Below are 21,521 nucleotides of genomic sequence, written 5' to 3'. Positions count from 1 at the left end.
AAATAAATACTGGAGAACACCTGATGAGCACCAACAAAGAACTTATGCAACGTCGCAGCAACGCCGTTCCCCGTGGCGTAGGACAAATCCACCCTATTTTTGCCGAGCGTGCAGAAAACTGTCGAGTCTGGGACGTTGAAGGCCGTGAATTCCTCGATTTTGCTGGCGGTATTGCGGTGCTGAACACCGGCCACCTGCACCCGCAGATCGTCTCTGCGGTAGAAGCACAGTTGAAAAAGCTGTCCCATACCTGTTTCCAGGTGCTGGCCTATGAGCCGTACCTGGAGCTGTGCGAAATCATGAATAAGAAAGTGCCGGGCGATTTCGCCAAAAAAACCCTGCTGGTGACAACCGGCTCGGAAGCGGTGGAAAACGCGGTGAAAATAGCCCGCGCCGCCACCAAACGAACCGGCACTATCGCCTTCAGCGGCGCTTACCACGGTCGAACCCACTACACCCTGTCGCTGACCGGGAAAGTAAATCCGTACTCTGCAGGAATGGGACTGATGCCGGGCCACGTGTATCGTGCGCTTTATCCTTGCCCGCTGCACGGCATCAGTGAAGACGATGCTATCGCCAGCATTCACCGTATCTTCAAAAATGATGCCGCTCCGGAAGATGTTGCCGCCATCGTGATTGAGCCCGTCCAGGGCGAAGGTGGTTTTTACGCCGCCTCTCCTGCTTTTATGCAACGTCTGCGCGCCATTTGTGACGAGCACGGCATCATGCTGATTGCCGATGAAGTACAGAGCGGCGCAGGCCGTACCGGTACGCTGTTCGCTATGGAGCAGATGGGCGTTGCGCCCGATCTCACCACCTTCGCCAAATCTATTGCCGGTGGCTTCCCGCTGGCGGGAGTGACCGGGCGCGCCGAAGTCATGGACGCTATCCCACCGGGCGGTCTGGGCGGTACCTATGCCGGTAACCCGATTGCCTGCGCCGCCGCACTGGCGGTACTGAATATTTTCGAACAGGAAAATCTGCTGCAAAAAGCCAACGACCTGGGGCAAACCCTGCGCGAAGGCCTGCTGGCTATCGCGGAAAGCCACCGCGAGATTGGCGATGTACGCGGGCTGGGAGCGATGATCGCAATCGAACTGTTTGAAGACGGCGATCACACGAAACCAGACGCCAAACTGACTGCGGAAATCGTCGCGCGTGCGCGCGATAAAGGGCTGATCCTGCTCTCCTGCGGACCTTACTACAACGTACTGCGCATTCTTGTCCCACTGACCATTGAAGATGCCCAAATCCGCCAGGGGCTGGACATTATCGCTCAGTGTTTTGCCGAAGCGAAGCAGGGTTAACACCGCATTCGACCAATAAAAAACGCAATCCTCAGGCCGGATAAGGCGGAGCCGCCATCCGGCAGACAGGGTCAATAACAATAAATACGCGTGCCCCGGCGCGGGAATGCCGGGGTGCTCTCCCAAGTGAAATACTTTCGAGAGGTTTAAAAGATGGGGCAAGTGTCACAATCACATGATTTAGGGGGCGGGCTGAAATCACGCCACGTCACCATGCTGTCTATTGCCGGGGTTATCGGCGCAAGTTTGTTTGTGGGTTCAAGCGTGGCGATTGCAGAAGCCGGTCCCGCAGTATTACTGGCCTATCTGTTCGCCGGATTGCTGGTGGTGATGATTATGCGCATGCTGGCCGAAATGGCCGTTGCCACCCCGGATACCGGTTCCTTTTCCACCTACGCCGATAAGGCCATTGGCCCGTGGGCGGGTTATACCATCGGCTGGCTGTACTGGTGGTTCTGGGTGTTGGTTATCCCGCTGGAAGCGAATATTGCCGCCATCATTCTGCACTCCTGGGTTCCAGGCATTCCTATCTGGCTGTTTTCTCTGGTTATCACGTTGGCATTAACCGGCAGTAATTTGCTGAGCGTCAAAAATTACGGTGAGTTCGAGTTCTGGCTGGCGCTGTGCAAAGTGATTGCCATTCTGGCGTTTATCACTCTCGGCGCGGTGGCGATTAGCGGTTTCTATCCCTATGCCGAGGTCAGCGGAGTTTCGCGTCTGTGGGATCAGGGCGGCTTCATGCCCAACGGCTTTGGCGCGGTGATCAGCGCGATGCTAATCACCATGTTCTCCTTTATGGGCGCAGAGATTGTTACTATCGCCGCCGCCGAGTCCGACACCCCGGATAAGCACATCGTCCGCGCCACCAACTCGGTTATCTGGCGTATCTCCATCTTCTATCTGTGCTCTATTTTCGTGGTCGTCGCGCTGATTCCGTGGAACATGCCGGGACTGAAAGAGGTGGGCTCTTACCGCTCGGTGCTGGAATTACTGCATATCCCACACGCGAAGCTGATCATGGACTGTGTCATATTGCTGTCGGTAACCAGTTGTCTGAACTCCGCGCTGTATACGTCCTCGCGTATGCTTTACTCCCTGAGCCGTCGTGGCGATGCTCCCGCCTTTATGGGTAAAACGAACCGGAGTAAAACGCCTTATGTGGCGGTGTTGCTGTCTACGGGTGCCGCGTTCCTCACCGTGGTGGTCAACTATTACGCCCCGGCCAAGGTGTTCAAATTCCTGATCGACAGCTCTGGCGCCATCGCCCTGCTGGTTTATCTGGTGATTGCAATTTCCCAACTGCGGATGCGCAAAATCCTGCTGGCGCGAGGCGGTGAAATTAGACTGAAAATGTGGCTCTATCCGTGGCTTACCTGGCTGGTAATCGCCTTTATTATCTTTGTGCTGGTGGTGATGCTCTTTCGCCCGGCTCAACAACTGGAAGTTATCTCTACCGGGTTGTTAGCCATAGGAATTATTTGCACCGTGCCTATTATGTCACGCTGGAAAAAACTGCTATCGTGGCAAAAAGCACCGTTGCAAAATACGCATTAAACCTTTTCCCGGCGCAGGCCGGGAAAACCGTTCAGGAGTAAGACCATGACCGCCATTCCCCAACCGACGGCCATTGATGGATACCGCTGGCTGAAAAACGACATCATCCGCGGTGTGTATCAGCCTGATGAAAAACTGCGTATGAGCCTGCTGACCTCACGCTATGAGCTTGGCGTGGGACCGTTACGCGAAGCGCTTTCGCAGTTGGTTGCCGAGCGGCTGGTCACGGTGGTCAATCAGAAAGGGTATCGTGTCGCCCCAATGTCCGAACAGGAGTTGCTCGATATTTTCGATGCCCGCGCCAATATGGAAGCCATGCTGGTCGCGCTGGCCATTGAACGCGGCGGCGACGCCTGGGAAGCTGAAATTCTGGCGCGGGCGCATATGCTCGGCAAGCTTGAAGCCGTTGACGCCAGTGAACAGATGCTCGACGAGTGGGATCAGCGCCATCAGGCTTTTCACTCGGCAATTGTCGCTGGCTGCGGTTCACAGTATCTGCTGCAAATGCGCGAACGGCTATTCGATTTGGCGGCGCGCTACCGGTTTATCTGGCTGCGAAAGACGGTGCTGTCGGTGGAGATGTTGGAAGATAAACACGATCAGCACCAAACGCTGACCGAAGCAATTCTGGCACGCGATGCCGCACGTGCCAGCGAATTAATGCGCCAGCACCTGCTGACGCCTATTCCGATTATTCAACAAGCGATGTCCGGCAAATTGCTGACGCAATAAGCCTGAACATTCTTATTGTTCTGGAATACGCAAAACCTGCCCTGGATAAATTTTATCCGGGCTTTTCAGCATCGGTTTATTCGCTTCAAATATCTGGTTATACAGGTTGGCGTTACCGTATACCTGTTTGGCAATAGCGCTCAGGGTATCTCCTGATTTTACGGTATAAAACTGGCTTTCACTCGCCGGCGCAGAAGTTTTTACCTGATCGTCGACGCTGGCAATACCAGAGATATTACCAATCGCAATCAGGATTTTTTCTTTCGCTTCCTGACTTAATCCATCGCCAGAAACGGTGGCTTTACCTTCGTTAATTTGGACGTTCACTTTATCCGCATCCGGGATGCCCGTTTTGTTCAGGTGTTCCTGTACCTTTTTTGCCAGATCGGCAGTGTCATGGTTGCCAGTAACCGCATCCCACAGTTTTTCACCCGCATCTTTTACAAAATTAAAGAGTCCCATATCCACCTCGGTAGTTAACAATCAACACCAGGAAGTGTAGCAGAGGAGAAAGGAGCGCAAAGAAAACGGCGCCAGAGCGCCGTAGTTGAAAGATAATTAGTTACGCGTTTGTATCCAGAAGGCGTGGATCAGACCCGGGATGTAGCCCAGCAGCGTCAGAACAATATTGAGGATAAATGCCCAGCCGAACCCCTTCCCCAGCAGCACGCCAAGCGGGGGCAGAATAATAGTAAAAACGATTCTCCAGAAACCCATACACACTCCATACAAGCAAAAAGTTACTCATTGTTTAAAAAGAGATTTTATCTCTAAGCATAGTCAGTGTACCTAACTCTGCCAGCCTTCCCCTGCTGTTTTACCCTCCTTTACGCTCTTTACGCTGGCGTACGTTGACTGTTTATTTTAGAATAAGCTTAATTTAGAACATGCTTAAATACATATGACTGAACTTGAACAACTCCAGGCCAGCGCTGAGCAGGCTGCCGCCCTGCTAAAAGCGATGAGTAACCCGAAAAGGTTGCTGATTTTGTGCATGCTCTGCGGCTCACCCGGTACCAGCGCGGGCGAATTAGCCCGTGTTACCGGCCTGAGTCCTTCCGCCACTTCGCAGCATCTGGCGCGTATGCGTGAAGAGGGCCTGATAGACAGCCAACGCGATGCCCAGCGCATCCTGTACTCCATCAAAAATGCGGCCGTGAATTCACTGATCGCCACATTAAAAACACTGTATTGCCCATAAGGAGCCATCATGACCATTGGGACGATTTCCCCACGCGAGGCGCAGACGCTGGTCGCACAAGGCGCAAAACTGATTGATATCCGCGATGCTGACGAGTATCTGTACGAGCATATTCCGGAGGCGCATCTGGCGCCATTACCTACGCTAGAGCAGGGATCGCTGCCTGCGAATTTACACGCCGGGCAGGTGATTTTTCACTGCCAGTCAGGCAAACGTACACAAAACGCGGCGACAAAACTGAACGCTATTGCCGCGCCTGCGCAGGTCTGGTTGTTGGAAGGAGGCATTGACGGCTGGAAAGCCGCAGGTTTTCCGGTGGCAAAAGATCGTTCACAACCGTTACCGCTGATGCGCCAGGTGCAGATAGCCGCAGGCAGCCTTGCCTTACTCGGCGTCATTCTGGGCTACACCGTTAGCAGCGCCTTCTTCCTGCTGAGCGGTTTTGTGGGTGCCGGGCTAATACTCGCTGGCGTGACCGGCTTTTGCGGCATGGCGCGATTGCTGGATATCATGCCCTGGAACCGACGTACTCATTAAGCGGTAATCATTGAAACTGCGCTGTACCCGCTGATTGACGTGATCTATGGTGAGTTCTGCGATAAATAAAGGAGAGCAATATGTTTAAACCTGGCGATCTGGTTCAACCACGCATGGGTGGACCTAAACTGAAAGTTGTCGAAGTCAATGGCGATCACATTGTGGCGGTACACGCCAGTAATGAAAGCGGCGAAAAATTCACGCTGAAAGCAGCTGACGTGACGCGATATACCGAAGAGGGTGATTTTGGCGTTTGCTGAAAATAAGCGGTGAGGTCGCCCTCACCGCATTAATAATCAGATCAAAAAGTCATCAAGAGATTTACCGGCAGCCAGCGCCTGGGCAATTGGCTTCGGTGTGCGACCCTGTCCGGTCCATGTTTTTGTTTCACCATTGAGATCGGTAAAACGATATTTCGCCGGGCGCGGCTGACGTTTTTTAACTGAACGTGCCGTCGCAGGCGTCATGCTCAGCAGTTCTTCCGGATTGATCCCGTCTGCCTGCATCAGCGCCAGCAAAGTATTAATTTTTTCCTGCTGTTCTGCACGTTGGCGCTGTAGTTGTTCTTCTTCATCGCGGCGTTCTTTGGTCACTACCCTGAATTTTTCAAGCATATCTTCCAGCACGTCAACGGAAAATTCACGAGCCATTGCACGCAGCGAGCGGATATTATTTAAGTTTTTTAACATTGAACTCATATTAACAAAACCTCTTTAACGTAAAACATAAAAACGGTATTACCCTAAATATTGTATGCAACTGATTATTATATTTCCAGTCTAATTTATTCGCATATTACTAATCAAAAAAGCTAATCCAGTTATTTATAGCATCCATTTTGATATCGACCATGCGATATATTTTATTCCTCTGCTAGTCGCTATAAATATACCTGCAAGGAGTCTCAGGGTATCACTCGAGAAACAGGCCACAACATCGCGCGGAGCCGGTGCGTATACATATTGCACATTAGTCAACATTGAGAAAAGGAGCGCAAAAAATTCAGAAAAACAAATTTCCATAACCCATTGATCTAAAATACCTTTAATTAAATCAGCAACGAAAATACCGAAACGAACAAAAAACAAACCATTGCAGAGCATTTTATCGACAAAAAGGTAATAAATAAAAATTTTAAGCTAGTTGCTAGTTATTATCCAGGCAGATATCCTATTCAAACGCGAAAGCAGCAAGACAAATCACTAGCAAGAAGGTATTCAAAACCTTTTTTTCCCTTTTTACAAGGAGCATTAACATGTTCTCTCCGCAGTCACGCTTGCGTCATGCAGTAGCAGACACGTTCGCGATGGTTGTTTATTGTTCTGTCGTGAACATGTTGATCGAAATATTCCTTTCTGGAATGAGCTTCGAACAGTCTCTGTACTCCAGACTGGTGGCTATCCCCGTCAACATACTGATCGCGTGGCCATACGGCATGTATCGCGATTTGTTTATGCGCGCGGCGCGTAAAGCCACGCAAGCAGGATGGGGGAAAAATCTGGCGGACGTGCTGGCTTATGTCACCTTCCAGTCACCAGTGTATGTGATTATTCTATTGACGGTTGGCGCAGACTGGCACCAGATTATGGCTGCAGTAAGTTCGAACATCGTGGTATCAATGCTGATGGGCGCGGTCTATGGCTACTTTCTTGATTATTGCCGCCGCCTGTTTAAGGTCAGCAGCTATCACCAGGCTAAAGCCTGACACATCTCTTCGCGACTGGCCCTGCCAGTCGCATTATTAGTTTGAACTAACGTCACCAAACAACCCACTCAGATAACGCTCAAGCGCAATTCGCGAACTGAAGCCGTGCGGAATACCATAATGTTCGTGAGTCTCTCCGGCTAAATATAGCGGGAATTGCTGGTAGTGATCGCAGGTTTTAATATCCGTCGCAGGTTCCGCCAGCGAAGAGCTGCGCTCTTTTAGCGTGGGATGGATAACTAATGCGGTACGTCCCATACGTGCTTCACGGTTAACGTACACATAATTTTCGCCACGACGATAGCCGTACGTTTTTTGCGTCACTACATCGACGGTAAAGCCCACTTTTTCAAGTACGCGCGCCACCTCATCAGGTCGTAAATACATATATTTTCCTCGTTATCTTTTTTACTGCGGGCTTACCTTACCTGATTCAGCATTAGCAACGCTTTCAGAAAAGTCCATAAACGAGTGGCGATGGTGGGACGAATATCTTAAGAACCGCGCAGAATTATGTCAGCGACATCCGCAGTTGATACGCCGCCTGCTGCGCCATTTCCACCGAGCTGATGTTAGTAAACGACAGCAATATTCCCCCCTTTCCTGCTGAAGTTATTCGCCAGCGGCTTAACGCCTGAACCGCCAGCCCGGCCTGATTCGCTTTGCGCACTAGCGCAACATCATCTCCGTCGACAGTTATCACCAGCTGAATCCCTCCTTCCTGAGGAATGACGTTAAATCCTTGTTCGCTCAGCGCGTTTTCCATCCATTGACGTCGCAGGGCATAATTCTGGCGCATACGTTTTAAGTGCCGCCAGAAGTGGCCATCTTGCATAAAATCCGCCAGCGTTTGCTGCCATAAAACCGGAACGCTACAGGCCGTTAGCGCCGCCTGCTGACGAAAATGTTCGACCTGAGTCAGGGGTACCACCAGCCATGCCGTGCGCAAAGCCGGAAACATCGATTTGCTGAACGTTCCGGCATAAATCACCCGCTGGGGCGCATCCAGACTTTTTAGCGGCGGCAACGGTTTACCGTGGTAGCGAAATTCACTGTCGTAATCATCTTCAATGATCCACGCCTGCGCCCGAGTCGCCCATTCAAGCAGTTGGTGGCGACGGTCTAATGACAGGGCGACGCCCAGCGGACTTTGGTGTGCGGGTGTGAGCAGCACAAAACGCGCCTGCGGGTAGTCACGGATCCCAGCGCAGACATCCAGGCCATCGGCATCAACCGACACCGGCATCAGCTCAATGCGCTCCTGAGCCACCACGGGGTGAATCAACGGAAAGCCAGGATCTTCGACCCACATCCCCTCACCGGGTTGAGACAGAGCGCGCAGGATTAACGTCATTGATGCCGCGTAGCCTGAAGTAATAAAAATCTGCTCCGGCTGGCACTCAATACTGCGTGAGACGCGCAGGTAATCGACAATCGCCTGACGTAAAACCCGTTCGCCGCAAACATCGCCCACGGCCAGGTCAAAACGCGTTTGGGTGCGTAAACGCCGCCCCATCACCCGCGCCCAGACGTCCCGCGGGAAGAGATCGAGTGCGGGTAATCCCATCTGAAAAGGCTGCGGCCTGGGGTTTTCTCCGGCGAAGATGGCGGGAGACACAGGTGCGTTTTCCGGTCGCAGTTGCTCACTGACAAATGTTCCTGCCTGCCCGCGCCGCGTGAGCCAGCCCTGCGCCACCAGATCTGCATAGGCATTTTCCACCGTCGAACGTGATACCCCCAGCTCCTGGGCCCAGGTCCGACTGGAGGGCAATCTTGTGCCAGGCTTTAGTTCACCTTTCTCAATGGCGTTTTTTAACTGACGGGCGATTTGCTGATAGCGTGGCATTTATGGTCTGCTTTTTTGGCAACAATATGGCTCTCTATAGCAGTCCATTATAGTGCTACATTGCGGGTCATCCAAACGAGGAGAAATACCATGACAATGTTACGCCAGCCCTATTATGAACTCAGTCCTGAAATCTATAACGCTTTGGTTCAGGCCAGCAAAGCGCTGGAAAACTGCGCGCTGGAACCTACGCTGACGGAACTGATTTACCTGCGAGTCTCGCAAATCAACGGCTGCGCCTTTTGCCTGGAAATGCACAGTAAGGCGCTGCGCAAATCCGGTGTTGCGCAGGCCAAACTGGACGCGCTGGCAGGCTGGCGGGTGAGTCATCACTTCAGCGAGCAGGAGCGTGCGGCGCTGGCGTGGGCCGAATCCGTCACCCATATAGCCAGCACCCATGCCGAAGATGACGTTTATTTGCCGCTGCTCGACCATTTTAGCGCGAAAGAGATTAGCGATCTGACGTTTGCTATTAGCCTGATGAACTGCTTTAACCGTCTGGCGGTAGGGATGCGCATGTGATTCTGCGCTGCCGGATGGCGACATAAACGCCATCCGGCAACCTGCCATAGTTCCTATCACTTCCTCCGTCAGGCTCATCACCCATGCCCTCATCAATCTAAAATTACCATATCTTGTATGGTTGAATCTTTTTAAAACTACATCTAGTATCTCCTCTATCAAGACACACACAACCTGACGCCCTCTATCGCGTCATTCTTTTACTTTTAGATGGAAATACGAATCATGCGCATTGTTATTTACACTCGTAACAACTGTGTTCAGTGCCACGCTACTAAGCGGGCGATGGAAAGCCGCGGGTTTGACTTTGAGATGGTTAACGTCGATTTACACCCCGATATGGCTGATCGCCTGCGCGATCAAGGCTTTCGTCAGTTACCGGTCGTGGTCGCAGGGGAAACCAGTTGGTCAGGATTTCGCCCGGACATGATCAACCGTCTGCGCCCGGCTCCTCAAGTGGCCAGCGCATGAGTCAGCTCGTCTACTTTTCCAGCAGCTCCGAAAATACGCACCGCTTCATGCAGCGTCTGGGGCTGCCTGCCATCCGCATTCCGCTTAACGAACGCGAGCGGATCCGGGTAGACGAACCTTACATTTTAATCGTGCCCTCCTACGGTGGCGGCGGTACAGCTGGCGCGGTCCCGAGACAGGTGATCCGCTTTTTAAACGATACGCACAACCGGGCGTTAATCCGTGGAGTGATCGCCTCCGGCAATCGCAATTTCGGGGACGCCTACGGTCGCGCGGGTGATGTCATCTCACAAAAATGCGGCGTGCCGTGGCTCTATCGCTTTGAGCTGATGGGCACCCAAAGCGATATCGACAACGTGCAAAAAGGAGTGAGCGAATTTTGGCAACGACAACCGCAGAACGTGTAACACAGCAGACGCTGGATTATCACGCCCTGAACGCCATGCTGAATCTGTACGATAAGGCCGGGCGCATTCAGTTCGACAAAGACCATCAGGCGGTGGAGGCATTCTTTACCGCCCACGTCCGCCCCAACTCGGTGGCGTTTGCCAGCCAGCAGGCGCGTCTGGACACGTTGGTGGATGAAGGCTATTACGATGCCAGCGTGTTAGCCCGCTATGATCGCGCGTTTGTGCTGAAGCTATTCGCCCACGCCCACGCCAGCGGATTCCGTTTCCAGACGTTCCTCGGCGCATGGAAGTTCTACACCAGCTATACGCTGAAAACGTTCGACGGGAAGCGCTATCTCGAAGACTTTGAGGATCGCGTAACGATGGTGGCGCTCACGCTGGCGCAGGGCGATGAAGCGCTCGCTCTGCAACTGACCGATGAAATGCTCTCCGGGCGTTTTCAACCCGCCACGCCAACCTTTTTAAACTGCGGTAAACAGCAACGCGGCGAGCTGGTTTCCTGCTTCCTGTTACGCATTGAAGACAACATGGAGTCAATTGGACGGGCGGTCAACTCGGCGCTGCAACTCTCCAAACGCGGCGGCGGCGTGGCATTTTTGCTCTCTAACCTGCGTGAGGCAGGTGCCCCCATTAAGCGCATTGAGAACCAGTCCTCTGGGGTGATCCCGGTAATGAAAATGCTGGAGGATGCGTTTTCTTATGCGAATCAATTAGGGGCGCGTCAGGGTGCAGGCGCGGTGTATCTGCACGCGCATCATCCGGATATTTTGCGTTTTCTCGATACCAAACGTGAAAACGCCGACGAGAAAATCCGTATCAAAACGCTCTCGCTTGGTGTGGTGATCCCGGATGTCACCTTCCAGTTAGCCAAAGAAAATGCCCAAATGGCTCTGTTTTCACCGTATGACGTGGAACGCATTTACGGCAAACCATTCGGTGATATCGCCGTAACTGAACGGTATGACGAACTGGTTGCCGACAAACGAGTGCGCAAAAAATACATTAACGCCCGCGATTTCTTCCAGCGGCTGGCCGAGATCCAGTTCGAGTCCGGCTACCCTTACATCATGTTTGAAGACACGGTGAATCGCGCTAATCCAATTGCCGGTCGTATCAATATGAGCAACCTGTGCTCAGAGATTTTGCAGGTTAACAGCGCTTCCACCTACGATGAAAACCTCAATTACGCGCAAACAGGGCACGATATCTCCTGCAACCTCGGCTCGTTGAATATCGCTCATACCATGGATTCGCCAGACTTTGGTCGCACAGTGGAAACGGCGGTTCGCGGCTTAACGGCCGTTTCGGACATGAGCCATATCCGCAGCGTACCCTCAATTGAGGCCGGGAACAGCGCATCGCACGCTATCGGTCTTGGGCAGATGAACCTGCACGGGTATCTGGCACGGGAAGGTATCGCCTACGGCTCACCTGAAGGGCTGGATTTCACCAATCTCTATTTCTACACCATCACCTGGCATGCGCTGAATACGTCGATGAAGCTCGCCCGGGAACGCGGCAAAACCTTTGCCGGATTCAGACAGTCCCGCTACGCCAGCGGTGAGTATTTTAACCAGTATCTGCAGGGCGACTGGCAGCCAAAAACTGCCAAGGTTCGCACACTGTTTGCCGCCAGCGGCATTACGCTGCCAACGCGCGAAATGTGGTCGCAGCTGCGTGAAGATGTCATGCGCTACGGCATTTATAACCAGAATTTACAAGCGGTTCCGCCAACGGGTTCTATCTCCTACATCAACCATGCGACATCAAGCATTCACCCGATCGTGTCAAAAGTGGAGATTCGCAAAGAGGGCAAAACCGGGCGCGTTTACTACCCTGCCCCGTTTATGACCAATGAGAATCTGGCCTTGTATCAGGATGCCTACGAGATTGGTCCACAAAAAATCATTGATACCTACGCTGAAGCAACGCGGCATGTCGATCAGGGGCTTTCACTGACGCTCTTTTTCCCCGATACCGCCACTACTCGCGATATCAACAAAGCGCAGATTTACGCCTGGCGTAAGGGCATCAAATCGCTGTACTACATCCGACTACGCCAGTTGGCGCTGGAAGGAACCGAAATCGAAGGTTGCGTGTCATGCGCGCTGTAAGGAGGACAACATGACATTATCCCGCGTGAGTGCCATCAACTGGAACAAGATTGAGGATGATAAAGATCTCGAGGTTTGGAATCGCCTGACCAGTAACTTCTGGTTACCGGAAAAGGTCCCGCTCTCCAACGATATCCCGGCCTGGCAAACGTTGAACGCCGCCGAACAGCAGCTGACTATCCGCGTTTTTACCGGGCTGACGCTGCTCGACACCATTCAGAACATAGCCGGTGCGCCAGCATTGATGGCCGATTCGTTAACGCCGCATGAAGAGGCGGTGCTATCGAATATCAGCTTTATGGAAGCGGTGCACGCCCGTTCGTACAGCTCAATTTTCTCCACTCTTTGCCAGACCAAAGACGTGGATGCGGCTTACGCGTGGAGTGAAGAAAATACCCCACTCCAGCGCAAGGCACAGATCGTTTTGACACATTACGCCAGCGACGAACCGTTGAAGAAAAAAATTGCCAGCGTGTTTCTGGAATCCTTCCTGTTCTATTCCGGCTTCTGGTTGCCAATGTATTTCTCCAGCCGCGGAAAACTGACCAATACCGCCGATCTCATTCGTCTGATCATTCGTGATGAAGCAGTTCACGGGTATTACATTGGTTATAAATATCAAAAAGGTCTGGAGCACATTTCTGAATCCGCACGCGAGGAGTTAAAGAATTTTGCCCTCGACCTGCTGATGGAATTGTATGATAACGAAGCGCGTTATACGGAAGAATTGTATGCAGAAACCGGCTGGGTGGATGACGTCAAATCCTTCCTTTGCTACAACGCCAATAAGGCATTAATGAATTTGGGGTATGAGGCATTATTCCCGCCAGAAATGGCGGAGGTTAACCCGGCAATCCTTGCCGCGCTGTCGCCCAACGCTGACGAAAACCACGATTTCTTCTCGGGTTCCGGCTCATCATACGTGATGGGAAAAGCTGTCGAAACTGAAGACGACGACTGGAATTTCTAGCACTCATTTCCGCGGGAAATACCGTACATTTTTCGCGGAAATATTTTAACAGGATCACACTTTTGTCGTGCAAATATAATTGTGTGATCTACACTCAATATCAGCCGCATTATTCGCCTGCATTTCAGCAATTCAGGCGACTTTTCATTGCCATTTACAAAAAATATTACCCCATTCACATTCGCGCTCAGCCCTTATATCACGGGAAGTCCCGCCACATGGCCTTCGGCAATATTCGTGCCACAAACAAATTCAGGGTTGTCTCAGATTCTCAGTATGTTAGGGTAGAAAAAGGTCACTATTTCCATCAGGTAATATATCGATATAAACAAATAACAGGAATCATTCTATTGCATGGCAATTAAATTAGAAGTTAAAAATCTCTATAAGATATTTGGAGAGCATCCGCAGAGAGCTTTCAAATATATTGAAAAAGGACTTTCAAAAGAGCAGATTCTGGATAAAACAGGGCTATCGCTTGGCGTTAAGAACGCCAGTCTGGCCATTGAAGAAGGCGAGATATTTGTCATCATGGGATTATCCGGTTCGGGTAAATCCACAATGGTACGCCTTCTCAATCGCCTGATTGAACCCACCCGCGGGCAAGTATTGATTGACGGCGTAGACATCGCCCGGATATCCGATGCTGAGCTTCGCGAGGTGCGCAGAAAAAAGATTGCGATGGTTTTCCAGTCCTTTGCCCTGATGCCGCACATGACGGTCCTGGACAATACGGCATTCGGCATGGAATTAGCCGGTGTTGGCGCGGATGAACGTCGTGAAAAAGCGTTAGATGCGCTGCGTCAGGTTGGTCTGGAGAATTATGCTCACGGATACCCGGATGAACTTTCCGGAGGGATGCGCCAGCGTGTGGGCCTCGCCCGTGCATTAGCCATAAACCCTGACATCTTATTAATGGATGAGGCCTTTTCTGCCCTCGATCCGTTAATTCGTACCGAGATGCAGGATGAACTGGTAAAACTACAGGCGAAACATCAACGTACAGTGGTCTTTATTTCCCACGATCTCGACGAAGCTATGCGTATTGGCGACAGAATTGCCATTATGCAAAACGGTGAAGTGGTCCAGGTCGGCACGCCAGATGAAATCCTGAATAATCCGGCCAATGATTATGTACGCACCTTCTTCCGCGGCGTTGATATTAGCCAGGTCTTTAGTGCCAAAGATATTTCACGTCGTAGCCCTGAAGGTTTAATTCGTAAAACGCCCGGGGTCGGTCCACGTTCAGCGCTGCAATTATTGCAGGACAAAGATCGCGAATATGGTTACGTGATCGAGCGCGGCAATAAATTCGTCGGCGTTGTCTCTATCGACTCTTTAAAAACAGCATTAAGTCAGGCGCAAGGTATTGAAGCGGCATTGATCGATGAGCCGTTAGCCGTGGATGCGCAAACTCCTCTCAGCGAGTTGCTTTCTCATGTCGGCCAGGCCCCGTGCGCGGTGCCGGTTGTTGATGAGGAACAACAGTATGTGGGCATCATTTCAAAACGCATGCTGTTACAGGCTTTAGATCGTGAGGGGGCAAACAATGGCTGATCAAACCAATCCGTGGGATACCACACCAGCGGCCGACAGTGCCGCACAAACCGCCGATGCCTGGAGTACGCCATCAGGCGCGCCAGCTGACGGCGGTGGCGCAGACTGGCTGACCAGCGCACCCGCGCCGGCGCCAGAGCATTTCAATATTATGGATCCGTTCCATAAAACGCTGATCCCTCTGGATAGCTGGGTCACAGAAGGGATCGACTGGGTCGTTACCCATTTCCGTCCGGTCTTCCAGGGCATTCGAGTCCCGGTGGATTATATTCTCAACGGCTTCCAGCAGCTTCTGTTGGGTATGCCAGCCCCGGTGGCGATTATCCTGTTCGCTCTGATTGCCTGGCAGATTTCCGGCGTTGGAATGGGCGTTGCTACGCTGATTTCATTGATTGCAATCGGAGCCATCGGCGCGTGGTCGCAGGCCATGATCACCCTGGCGCTGGTACTTACCGCGCTGCTGTTCTGCGTGGTGATCGGTCTGCCGATGGGGATCTGGTTGGCGCGCAGTCCACGGGCGGCAAAAATTGTTCGTCCGCTGCTGGACGCCATGCAAACCACACCGGCGTTCGTCTATCTGGTGCCGATCGTCATGCTGTTTGGTATCGGCAACGTCCCGGGCGTGGTGGTGACGATTATCTTCGCCCTGCCGCCAATCGTGCGTCTGACCATTCTGGGGATTAACCAGGTGCCAGCCGACTTGATTGAAGCCTCGCGCTCATTTGGCGCCAGCCCGCGCCAGATGCTGTTTAAAGTGCAGCTCCCGCTGGCGATGCCTACCATTATGGCCGGGGTCAACCAGACGCTGATGCTGGCGCTCTCAATGGTCGTCATCGCGTCGATGATCGCCGTCGGCGGACTGGGTCAGATGGTTCTGCGCGGAATCGGTCGTCTGGATATGGGGCTTGCCACCGTCGGCGGGGTTGGGATCGTGATCCTCGCCATCATTCTCGACCGTCTGACGCAGGCTGTCGGTCGCGACGCCCGTAGCCGTGGCAACCGTCGCTGGTACACCACCGGTCCCGTTGGCCTTATCACTCGCCCATTCACGAAGTAATTCACCCGTTGCCCGGTGGCGCATTGCTTACCGGGCCTATACGTCCCTCCAATAATTAAGGAACAACGATGCGACAGAACGTCATTATTGCCACAGCGTTTGCCACCCTTGTCTCCACCAGCACTTTCGCTGCCGATCTGCCAGGCAAAGGCATCACTGTACAGCCAATCCAGAGCACTATCTCTGAAGAATCCTTCCAGACGCAACTGGTCGCCCGTGCGCTGGAGAAACTGGGTTATACCGTTAACAAAACAAGCGAAGTTGACTACAACGTCGGCTATACCTCCATTGCCTCTGGCGATGCAACTTTTACCGCTGTGAACTGGCAGCCGCTGCATGATGATATGTATGCCGCAGCGGGCGGAGACAAAAAGTTCTATCGCGAGGGGGTATTCGTTACGGGTGCCGCGCAAGGTTATCTGATCGATAAAAAAACCGCTGAGCAGTATAAAATCACCAACATTGCCCAGTTAAAAGATCCGAAGATCGCCAAAATCTTTGACACCAACGGCGACGGAAAAGCAGACATGATGGGCTGCTCGCCGGGCTGGGGCTGCGAAGCGGTGATCAACCACCAGAACAAAGCCTTCGATCTGGAAAAAACCGTCGAGGTCAGCCACGGTAACTATGCGGCGATGATGGCTGACACCATTACCCGCTTTAAAGAAGGCAAACCCATTCTTTACTACACCTGGACACCGTACTGGGTGAGCGACGTAATGAAACCGGGTAAAGATGTGGTCTGGCTGCAGGTGCCGTTCTCTTCCCTGCCAGGCGAGCAGAAAGACATTGATACCAAGCTGCCAAACGGCGCCAACTACGGCTTCCCGGTGAACACTATGCATATCGTCGCCAACAAAGCCTGGGCGGAGAAAAACCCGGCTGCGGCGAAACTGTTTGCCGTCATGAAGCTGCCGCTGGCGGATATCAACGCGCAGAACGCGATGATGCACGACGGGAAAGCATCTGAAGCCGACGTGCAGGGTCACGTTGACGGCTGGATCAAAGCCCACCAGCAACAGTTTGATGGCTGGGTGAAAGAAGCGCTGGCTGCGCAGAAATAACCCCCTCGTAGGTCTGATAAGCGTAGCGCCATCACACCAATGCCGGATGGTGGCGCGATGCGCCTTATCCGGCCTACACGCCCTCCTCCCAACCGCACAATCCATCACCCAACAAATCAGCAACATTTAATCACTTACGTTATGATTGTTTTCTGCAACCCATTTTTCAGTTGAAAACCATGACGAAAACCACTCAGGGACTTAGCCCTTCGCTGATCCTGTTAATGTCTATCGCCACCGGCCTCGCCGTCGCCAGTAACTATTACGCGCAGCCGCTGCTCGACACCATCGCACGTAACTTTTCGCTATCGGCCAGTACCGCTGGCTTTATCGTCACCGCGGCCCAGCTCGGCTATGCCGCCGGCCTGCTGTTTTTAGTACCGCTTGGCGATATGTTTGAACGTCGGATGCTGATCGTCTCCATGACGCTGTTAGCGGCAGGCGGCATGCTTATTACCGCCAGTAGCCAGTCGCTGGGCATGCTGATCCTCGGCACCGCCCTGACCGGGTTGTTCTCGGTAGTGGCACAGATTCTGGTTCCGCTGGCGGCGACGCTTGCCACGCCGGATAAGCGCGGTAAAGTTGTCGGCACCATTATGAGCGGCCTGCTGCTGGGTATCCTGCTGGCGCGCACCGTGGCGGGATTACTGGCCAATCTTGGCGGCTGGCGCACCGTATTTTGGGTCGCATCGATATTAATGGCGCTGATGGCGATTGCGCTGTGGCGCGGTCTGCCGAAGATGAAATCAGATACTCATCTCAACTATCCGCAACTGTTAGGCTCCGTATTCAGCCTGTTTATCCATGATAAATTGCTGCGTACCCGCGCGATGCTGGGCTGCCTGACCTTTGCCAATTTCAGTATTCTCTGGACCTCTATGGCGTTTTTGCTCGCCGCGCCGCCGTTTAACTACTCCGAAGGAACGATCGGGCTGTTTGGCCTGGCAGGGGCCGCAGGGGCGTTAGGCGCGCGTCCGGCAGGTGGTTTTGCCGATAAGGGAAAATCACATCTCACCACGACCACAGGTCTGTTATTACTGCTGCTCTCCTGGTGGGCTATCTGGTTAGGGCATAGTTCCGTACCAATGCTGATTATCGGTATCCTGGTCCTGGACCTCACCGTTCAGGGTGTGCATATCACCAACCAGACGGTTATCTATCGCATACATCCGGACGCACGTAATCGCCTGACCGCCGGATACATGACCAGCTATTTTATTGGCGGGGCTGCTGGTTCGCTGATTTCGGCCTCCGCCTGGCAGCATGCCGGTTGGGCTGGCGTTTGTCTGGCCGGTACGACCGTTGCCCTACTCAACCTGTTGGTCTGGTGGCGAGGATATCACCGTCAGGAAGCCGTAAATTAAGCATATAGCGTATGTTTACCGCTGATTGGGCTCCGCAGGGTGTTAAGGAGCCCATCAGTCTGCTAAGGTTATAACTCATTGAACCAAGTTATATTAATTTCGGTAATGAAACCTATAACCCTATGGAAAGCCCGATATCCCAGTCTGAACCCAGTTCTGCGACGCTAACTGAAGGATTCAAAGACAGCCTGCCAATAGTCATCAGCTATATTCCGGTCGCTTTTGCATTTGGTCTCAATGCCACTCGCCTTGGCTTTACTCCGGTTGAAAGCGTGTTTTTCTCCTGCATTATCTATGCGGGAGCCAGCCAGTTTGTCATCACCACAATGCTCGCCGCAGGCAGTTCTTTGTGGGTCGCCGCACTGACCGTCATGGCCATGGATGTACGCCATGTTTTGTACGGACCTTCCCTGCGCAGCCGAATCGCCCAGCGACTGAGCAAACCCAAAAGCGCGCTGTGGGCCTTTGGCCTCACCGATGAAGTCTTTGCCGCCGCCACGGCGAAGCTGGTACGGGATAACCGGCGCTGGAGTGAAAACTGGATGATCGGCATTGCGCTATGCTCCTGGGCCTCCTGGGTGTTTGGCACGGTGATCGGCGCGTTTTCCGGTAGTGGTTTACTCAAGGATTACCCGGCAGTTGAAGCGGCGTTGGGCTTCATGCTCCCGGCGCTGTTCATGAGCTTCCTGCTCGCCTCTTTCCAGCGTCAACAAGCACTTTGTGTAACTGCAGCACTGGCCGGCGCGCTGGCTGGCGTCATGCTGTTTTCCATTCCTGCCGCTATCCTTGCAGGCATTGTCTGCGGATGCCTGACGGCTCTTATCCAGTCATTTTGGCAGGGAGGTCCCGATGAGCTATGAGGTCTTGCTGCTTGGCCTGCTGGTCGGCTGCGTTAACTACTGTTTTCGTTATTTGCCGCTCCGTCTTGGAGTGGGCAATGTTCGCCCGACGAAGCGCGGCGCGACGGGCATATTACTCGACACCATTGGCATTGCATCAATTTGCGCCCTGTTGGTGGTGTCTACCGCGCCAGAAGTGATGCACGATTCTCGTCGGTTCGTGCCTACGCTGGTGGGGTTTGTCATACTGGGCGCAAGCTTCTATAAGACCCGCAGCATCATCATTCCAACCTTACTGAGTGCTCTGGGCTATGGATTAGCCTGGAAAATGCTGATTGTCTTATAGATAAAAACAATCATTTTAAATAAATAATACATTTACTTTATTTGTCACTGTCGTTACTATATCGGCTGAAATTAATGAGGTTATACCCAAATGGATAGTTCGTTTACGCCCATTGAACAAATGCTAAAATTTCGCGCCAGCCGCTACGAAGAGTTCCCTTATCAGGAAGTGCTTCTGACTCGTCTATGCATGCACATGCAGGGCAAGCTGCTGGAAAACCGCAATAAGATGCTGAAAGCTCAAGGGATTAACGAGACATTGTTTATGGCGTTGATTACGCTGGAGTCTCAGGAAAACCACAGTATTCAGCCTTCTGAACTGAGTTGCGCGCTTGGCTCGTCACGCACTAACGCAACCCGCATTGCGGATGAGTTAGAAAAACGTGGCTGGATCGAACGTCGCGAAAGCGATAACGATCGCCGCTGTCTGCATCTGCAATTGACCGAGAAAGGCCACGCATTTTTGCAAGAGGTGTTACCGCCTCAGCATAATTGCCTGCATCAGCTTTGGTCATCTCTCAGCACCACCGAAAAAGATCAGCTTGAGCAAATTACCCGTAAACTTCTGACCCGTCTTGACCAGATGGAGCAGGATGGCGCGGTATTAGAAGCGTTGCGCTAACGCGCCGACTCGCTCAGAAATCCAGATTTATAAATGAAAAAACCGACAGGCCAGCACGCATACTGCTGGCCTGTCTGATAAACAGGTCGGCTCAGCCGATGTGAAAAAAAAGAAGATCGTGGAGAACAACATGAGCGTAAATGCGGAGACTCAAACCCCGCAGCAACCGGTCAAGAAGAATGGCAAACGTAAAAGTATGCTGCTCCTTCTGACCTTGCTCTTTATTATCATTGCCGTGGCATATGGGATTTATTGGTTTTTAGTACTGCGTCATGTCGAAGAGACAGACGATGCGTACGTGGCAGGGAACCAGGTTCAAATCATGGCGCAGGTATCAGGCAGCGTGACGAAAGTCTGGGCTGATAACACTGACTTTGTAAAACAAGGCGATGTGCTGGTCACCCTCGACCAGACGGACGCAAAGCAGGCATTTGAAAAAGCCAAAACTGCGCTGGCTTCCAGCGTGCGTCAGACGCACCAGTTGATGATCAATAGCAAGCAGTTACAAGCAAGCATTGAAGTGCAGAGAACCGCGCTGGCGCAGGCACAAAGCGACTTTAATCGCCGTGTCCCGCTGGGCAACGCCAACCTGATTGGCCGCGAAGAGCTGCAACATGCGCGTGATGCCGTCGCCAGCGCTCAGGCTCAGCTTGATGTGGCTATCCAACAATATAATGCCAACCAGGCGATGATTCTCGGCAGTAAGCTGGAAGACCAGCCCGCCGTGCAACAGGCTGCCACTGAAGTGCGCAATGCCTGGCTGGCGCTGGAACGAACCAGAATCGTCAGCCCAATGACTGGCTATGTTTCCCGTCGTTCCGTGCAGCCGGGAGCGCAAATCAGCCCGACCACGCCGCTGATGGCGGTCGTTCCAGCCACTAACCTGTGGGTGGATGCCAACTTCAAAGAAACACAGCTCGCGCACATGCGTATCGGTCAACCTGCGACCGTTATCAGCGATATTTACGGCGACGACGTGAAATATACCGGTAAGGTTGTCGGGCTGGATATGGGTACGGGCAGCGCCTTTTCCCTGCTGCCAGCACAAAACGCAACGGGTAACTGGATCAAAGTCGTCCAGCGTCTGCCGGTGCGTATTGAACTGGATGCACAGCAGCTGGCGCAGCATCCGCTGCGTATCGGTTTATCTACGCTGGTTACGGTAGATACCTCAAATCGTGACGGACAAATTCTGGCAAGCCAGGTTCGCACCACGCCGGTATCAGAAAGTAATGCACGGGAAATCAACCTTGCTCCGGTCAATAAGATGATCGAAGAGATCGTGCAGGCCAACGCGGGCTAAT

At 52.7% G+C, this 21,521-nt stretch carries 25 protein-coding genes; 20 read left to right on the top strand and 5 right to left on the bottom strand.

Going from position 1 to position 21,521, the window contains the following annotated elements; translation table 11 throughout:
* The first annotated feature begins 23 nt into the window (after positions 1 to 23).
* From gabT to csiR, 3 genes are all read left to right on the top strand, one after another.
* Positions 24 to 1,307, top strand: a complete 1,284-nt coding sequence (gene gabT / locus HV314_RS06295; RefSeq protein ID WP_019077521.1) for a 4-aminobutyrate--2-oxoglutarate transaminase — start codon at positions 24 to 26, stop codon at positions 1,305 to 1,307.
* A gap of 153 nt (positions 1,308 to 1,460) precedes the next feature.
* Entirely contained in the window at positions 1,461 to 2,861 is a 1,401-nt protein-coding gene (gene gabP, locus HV314_RS06290; RefSeq protein ID WP_181547589.1) for a GABA permease, read from the top strand.
* 45 nt (positions 2,862 to 2,906) lie between these two features.
* Positions 2,907 to 3,593, top strand: a complete 687-nt coding sequence (gene csiR / locus HV314_RS06285; protein WP_047358821.1) for a DNA-binding transcriptional regulator CsiR — start codon at positions 2,907 to 2,909, stop codon at positions 3,591 to 3,593.
* Between the two features lie 12 nt (positions 3,594 to 3,605).
* Here csiR and lysM read toward each other — a convergent pair whose 3' ends face one another.
* A complete protein-coding gene (lysM, locus tag HV314_RS06280; protein WP_016154138.1) occupies positions 3,606 to 4,055 on the bottom strand; it encodes a peptidoglycan-binding protein LysM in 450 nt (149 codons plus the stop codon).
* Between the two features lie 96 nt (positions 4,056 to 4,151).
* Positions 4,152 to 4,310, bottom strand: coding sequence for a YqaE/Pmp3 family membrane protein (locus HV314_RS06275; RefSeq protein ID WP_003037242.1), 159 nt, complete (start codon positions 4,308 to 4,310; stop codon positions 4,152 to 4,154).
* 184 nt (positions 4,311 to 4,494) lie between these two features.
* On the opposite strand from HV314_RS06275, the gene HV314_RS06270 reads away from it, so the two are divergent.
* From HV314_RS06270 to HV314_RS06260, 3 genes are all read left to right on the top strand, one after another.
* Entirely contained in the window at positions 4,495 to 4,794 is a 300-nt protein-coding gene (locus tag HV314_RS06270; protein ID WP_016154139.1) for an ArsR/SmtB family transcription factor, read from the top strand.
* 9 nt (positions 4,795 to 4,803) lie between these two features.
* Positions 4,804 to 5,331 (top strand): rhodanese family protein, encoded by a 528-nt coding sequence (locus HV314_RS06265; RefSeq protein ID WP_181547587.1) that lies wholly within the window; start codon positions 4,804 to 4,806, stop codon positions 5,329 to 5,331.
* Between the two features lie 80 nt (positions 5,332 to 5,411).
* Positions 5,412 to 5,591: a hypothetical protein gene (locus tag HV314_RS06260; RefSeq protein WP_016154141.1), complete on the top strand. Its 180-nt coding sequence runs from the start codon at positions 5,412 to 5,414 to the stop codon at positions 5,589 to 5,591.
* A 36-nt stretch (positions 5,592 to 5,627) separates the two neighbouring features.
* On the opposite strand, the gene stpA is transcribed toward HV314_RS06260, so the two are convergent.
* On the bottom strand, positions 5,628 to 6,029 hold the full coding sequence (stpA, locus tag HV314_RS06255; protein ID WP_019077523.1) for a DNA-binding protein StpA: 402 nt from the start codon (positions 6,027 to 6,029) through the stop codon (positions 5,628 to 5,630).
* 557 nt (positions 6,030 to 6,586) lie between these two features.
* On the opposite strand from stpA, the gene alaE reads away from it, so the two are divergent.
* Entirely contained in the window at positions 6,587 to 7,036 is a 450-nt protein-coding gene (gene alaE / locus HV314_RS06250) for an L-alanine exporter AlaE (protein ID WP_181547585.1), read from the top strand.
* A 36-nt stretch (positions 7,037 to 7,072) separates the two neighbouring features.
* Here alaE and HV314_RS06245 read toward each other — a convergent pair whose 3' ends face one another.
* Together HV314_RS06245 and pdxR are read right to left on the bottom strand one after the other, a co-directional pair.
* A complete protein-coding gene (locus tag HV314_RS06245) occupies positions 7,073 to 7,423 on the bottom strand; it encodes a DUF2002 family protein (protein ID WP_016154145.1) in 351 nt (116 codons plus the stop codon).
* 124 nt (positions 7,424 to 7,547) lie between these two features.
* Complete coding sequence (pdxR, locus tag HV314_RS06240) at positions 7,548 to 8,882, bottom strand: MocR-like pyridoxine biosynthesis transcription factor PdxR (protein ID WP_046274850.1); 1,335 nt, start codon at positions 8,880 to 8,882, stop codon at positions 7,548 to 7,550.
* 90 nt (positions 8,883 to 8,972) lie between these two features.
* Here pdxR and HV314_RS06235 point away from each other — a divergent pair, with 90 nt between their 5' ends.
* The 13 genes from HV314_RS06235 to emrA all read left to right on the top strand — a co-directional run bounded on the left by HV314_RS06235 (position 8,973) and on the right by emrA (position 21,520).
* Positions 8,973 to 9,404, top strand: coding sequence for a carboxymuconolactone decarboxylase family protein (locus tag HV314_RS06235; RefSeq protein ID WP_016154147.1), 432 nt, complete (start codon positions 8,973 to 8,975; stop codon positions 9,402 to 9,404).
* A 225-nt stretch (positions 9,405 to 9,629) separates the two neighbouring features.
* A complete protein-coding gene (gene nrdH, locus HV314_RS06230) occupies positions 9,630 to 9,875 on the top strand; it encodes a glutaredoxin-like protein NrdH (protein WP_016157297.1) in 246 nt (81 codons plus the stop codon).
* Complete coding sequence (gene nrdI, locus HV314_RS06225; RefSeq protein ID WP_016157298.1) at positions 9,872 to 10,282, top strand: class Ib ribonucleoside-diphosphate reductase assembly flavoprotein NrdI; 411 nt, start codon at positions 9,872 to 9,874, stop codon at positions 10,280 to 10,282. The genes nrdH and nrdI overlap by 4 nt, the downstream gene beginning before the upstream one ends.
* The gene (gene nrdE, locus HV314_RS06220; protein ID WP_181547583.1) at positions 10,255 to 12,399 is read left to right on the top strand and encodes a class 1b ribonucleoside-diphosphate reductase subunit alpha; all 2,145 of its coding nucleotides are present in this window, start codon (positions 10,255 to 10,257) and stop codon (positions 12,397 to 12,399) included. Before nrdI ends, nrdE begins: the two co-directional genes overlap by 28 nt.
* Positions 12,400 to 12,409: 10 nt before the next feature.
* Positions 12,410 to 13,369 carry a class 1b ribonucleoside-diphosphate reductase subunit beta gene (nrdF, locus tag HV314_RS06215; RefSeq protein WP_181547581.1) on the top strand — a complete coding sequence of 320 codons (960 nt, stop codon included), beginning with the start codon at positions 12,410 to 12,412 and terminating at the stop codon, positions 13,367 to 13,369.
* A 354-nt stretch (positions 13,370 to 13,723) separates the two neighbouring features.
* Complete coding sequence (gene proV / locus HV314_RS06210) at positions 13,724 to 14,926, top strand: glycine betaine/L-proline ABC transporter ATP-binding protein ProV (protein WP_016157301.1); 1,203 nt, start codon at positions 13,724 to 13,726, stop codon at positions 14,924 to 14,926.
* Complete coding sequence (gene proW, locus HV314_RS06205) at positions 14,919 to 15,983, top strand: glycine betaine/L-proline ABC transporter permease ProW (protein WP_016157302.1); 1,065 nt, start codon at positions 14,919 to 14,921, stop codon at positions 15,981 to 15,983. The genes proV and proW overlap by 8 nt, the downstream gene beginning before the upstream one ends.
* Positions 15,984 to 16,051: 68 nt before the next feature.
* Positions 16,052 to 17,047, top strand: a complete 996-nt coding sequence (gene proX / locus HV314_RS06200) for a glycine betaine/L-proline ABC transporter substrate-binding protein ProX (protein WP_016154154.1) — start codon at positions 16,052 to 16,054, stop codon at positions 17,045 to 17,047.
* A gap of 179 nt (positions 17,048 to 17,226) precedes the next feature.
* Positions 17,227 to 18,411, top strand: coding sequence for an MFS transporter (locus HV314_RS06195; RefSeq protein ID WP_047358817.1), 1,185 nt, complete (start codon positions 17,227 to 17,229; stop codon positions 18,409 to 18,411).
* Between the two features lie 122 nt (positions 18,412 to 18,533).
* Entirely contained in the window at positions 18,534 to 19,271 is a 738-nt protein-coding gene (locus tag HV314_RS06190) for an AzlC family ABC transporter permease (protein ID WP_019077531.1), read from the top strand.
* Entirely contained in the window at positions 19,261 to 19,596 is a 336-nt protein-coding gene (gene ygaH / locus HV314_RS06185; protein WP_016154157.1) for an L-valine transporter subunit YgaH, read from the top strand. Before HV314_RS06190 ends, ygaH begins: the two co-directional genes overlap by 11 nt.
* A gap of 90 nt (positions 19,597 to 19,686) precedes the next feature.
* On the top strand, positions 19,687 to 20,217 hold the full coding sequence (gene emrR / locus HV314_RS06180) for a multidrug efflux transporter EmrAB transcriptional repressor EmrR (RefSeq protein WP_003037300.1): 531 nt from the start codon (positions 19,687 to 19,689) through the stop codon (positions 20,215 to 20,217).
* 130 nt (positions 20,218 to 20,347) lie between these two features.
* A complete protein-coding gene (gene emrA, locus HV314_RS06175; RefSeq protein WP_016154158.1) occupies positions 20,348 to 21,520 on the top strand; it encodes a multidrug efflux MFS transporter periplasmic adaptor subunit EmrA in 1,173 nt (390 codons plus the stop codon).
* Position 21,521: the final 1 nt, after the last annotated feature.

It is taken from the genome of Citrobacter sp. RHBSTW-00887, from assembly GCF_013728095.1.
Lineage (GTDB): Bacteria > Pseudomonadota > Gammaproteobacteria > Enterobacterales > Enterobacteriaceae > Citrobacter > Citrobacter braakii.
This window is presented reverse-complemented; position numbering and strand designations above follow the sequence as displayed.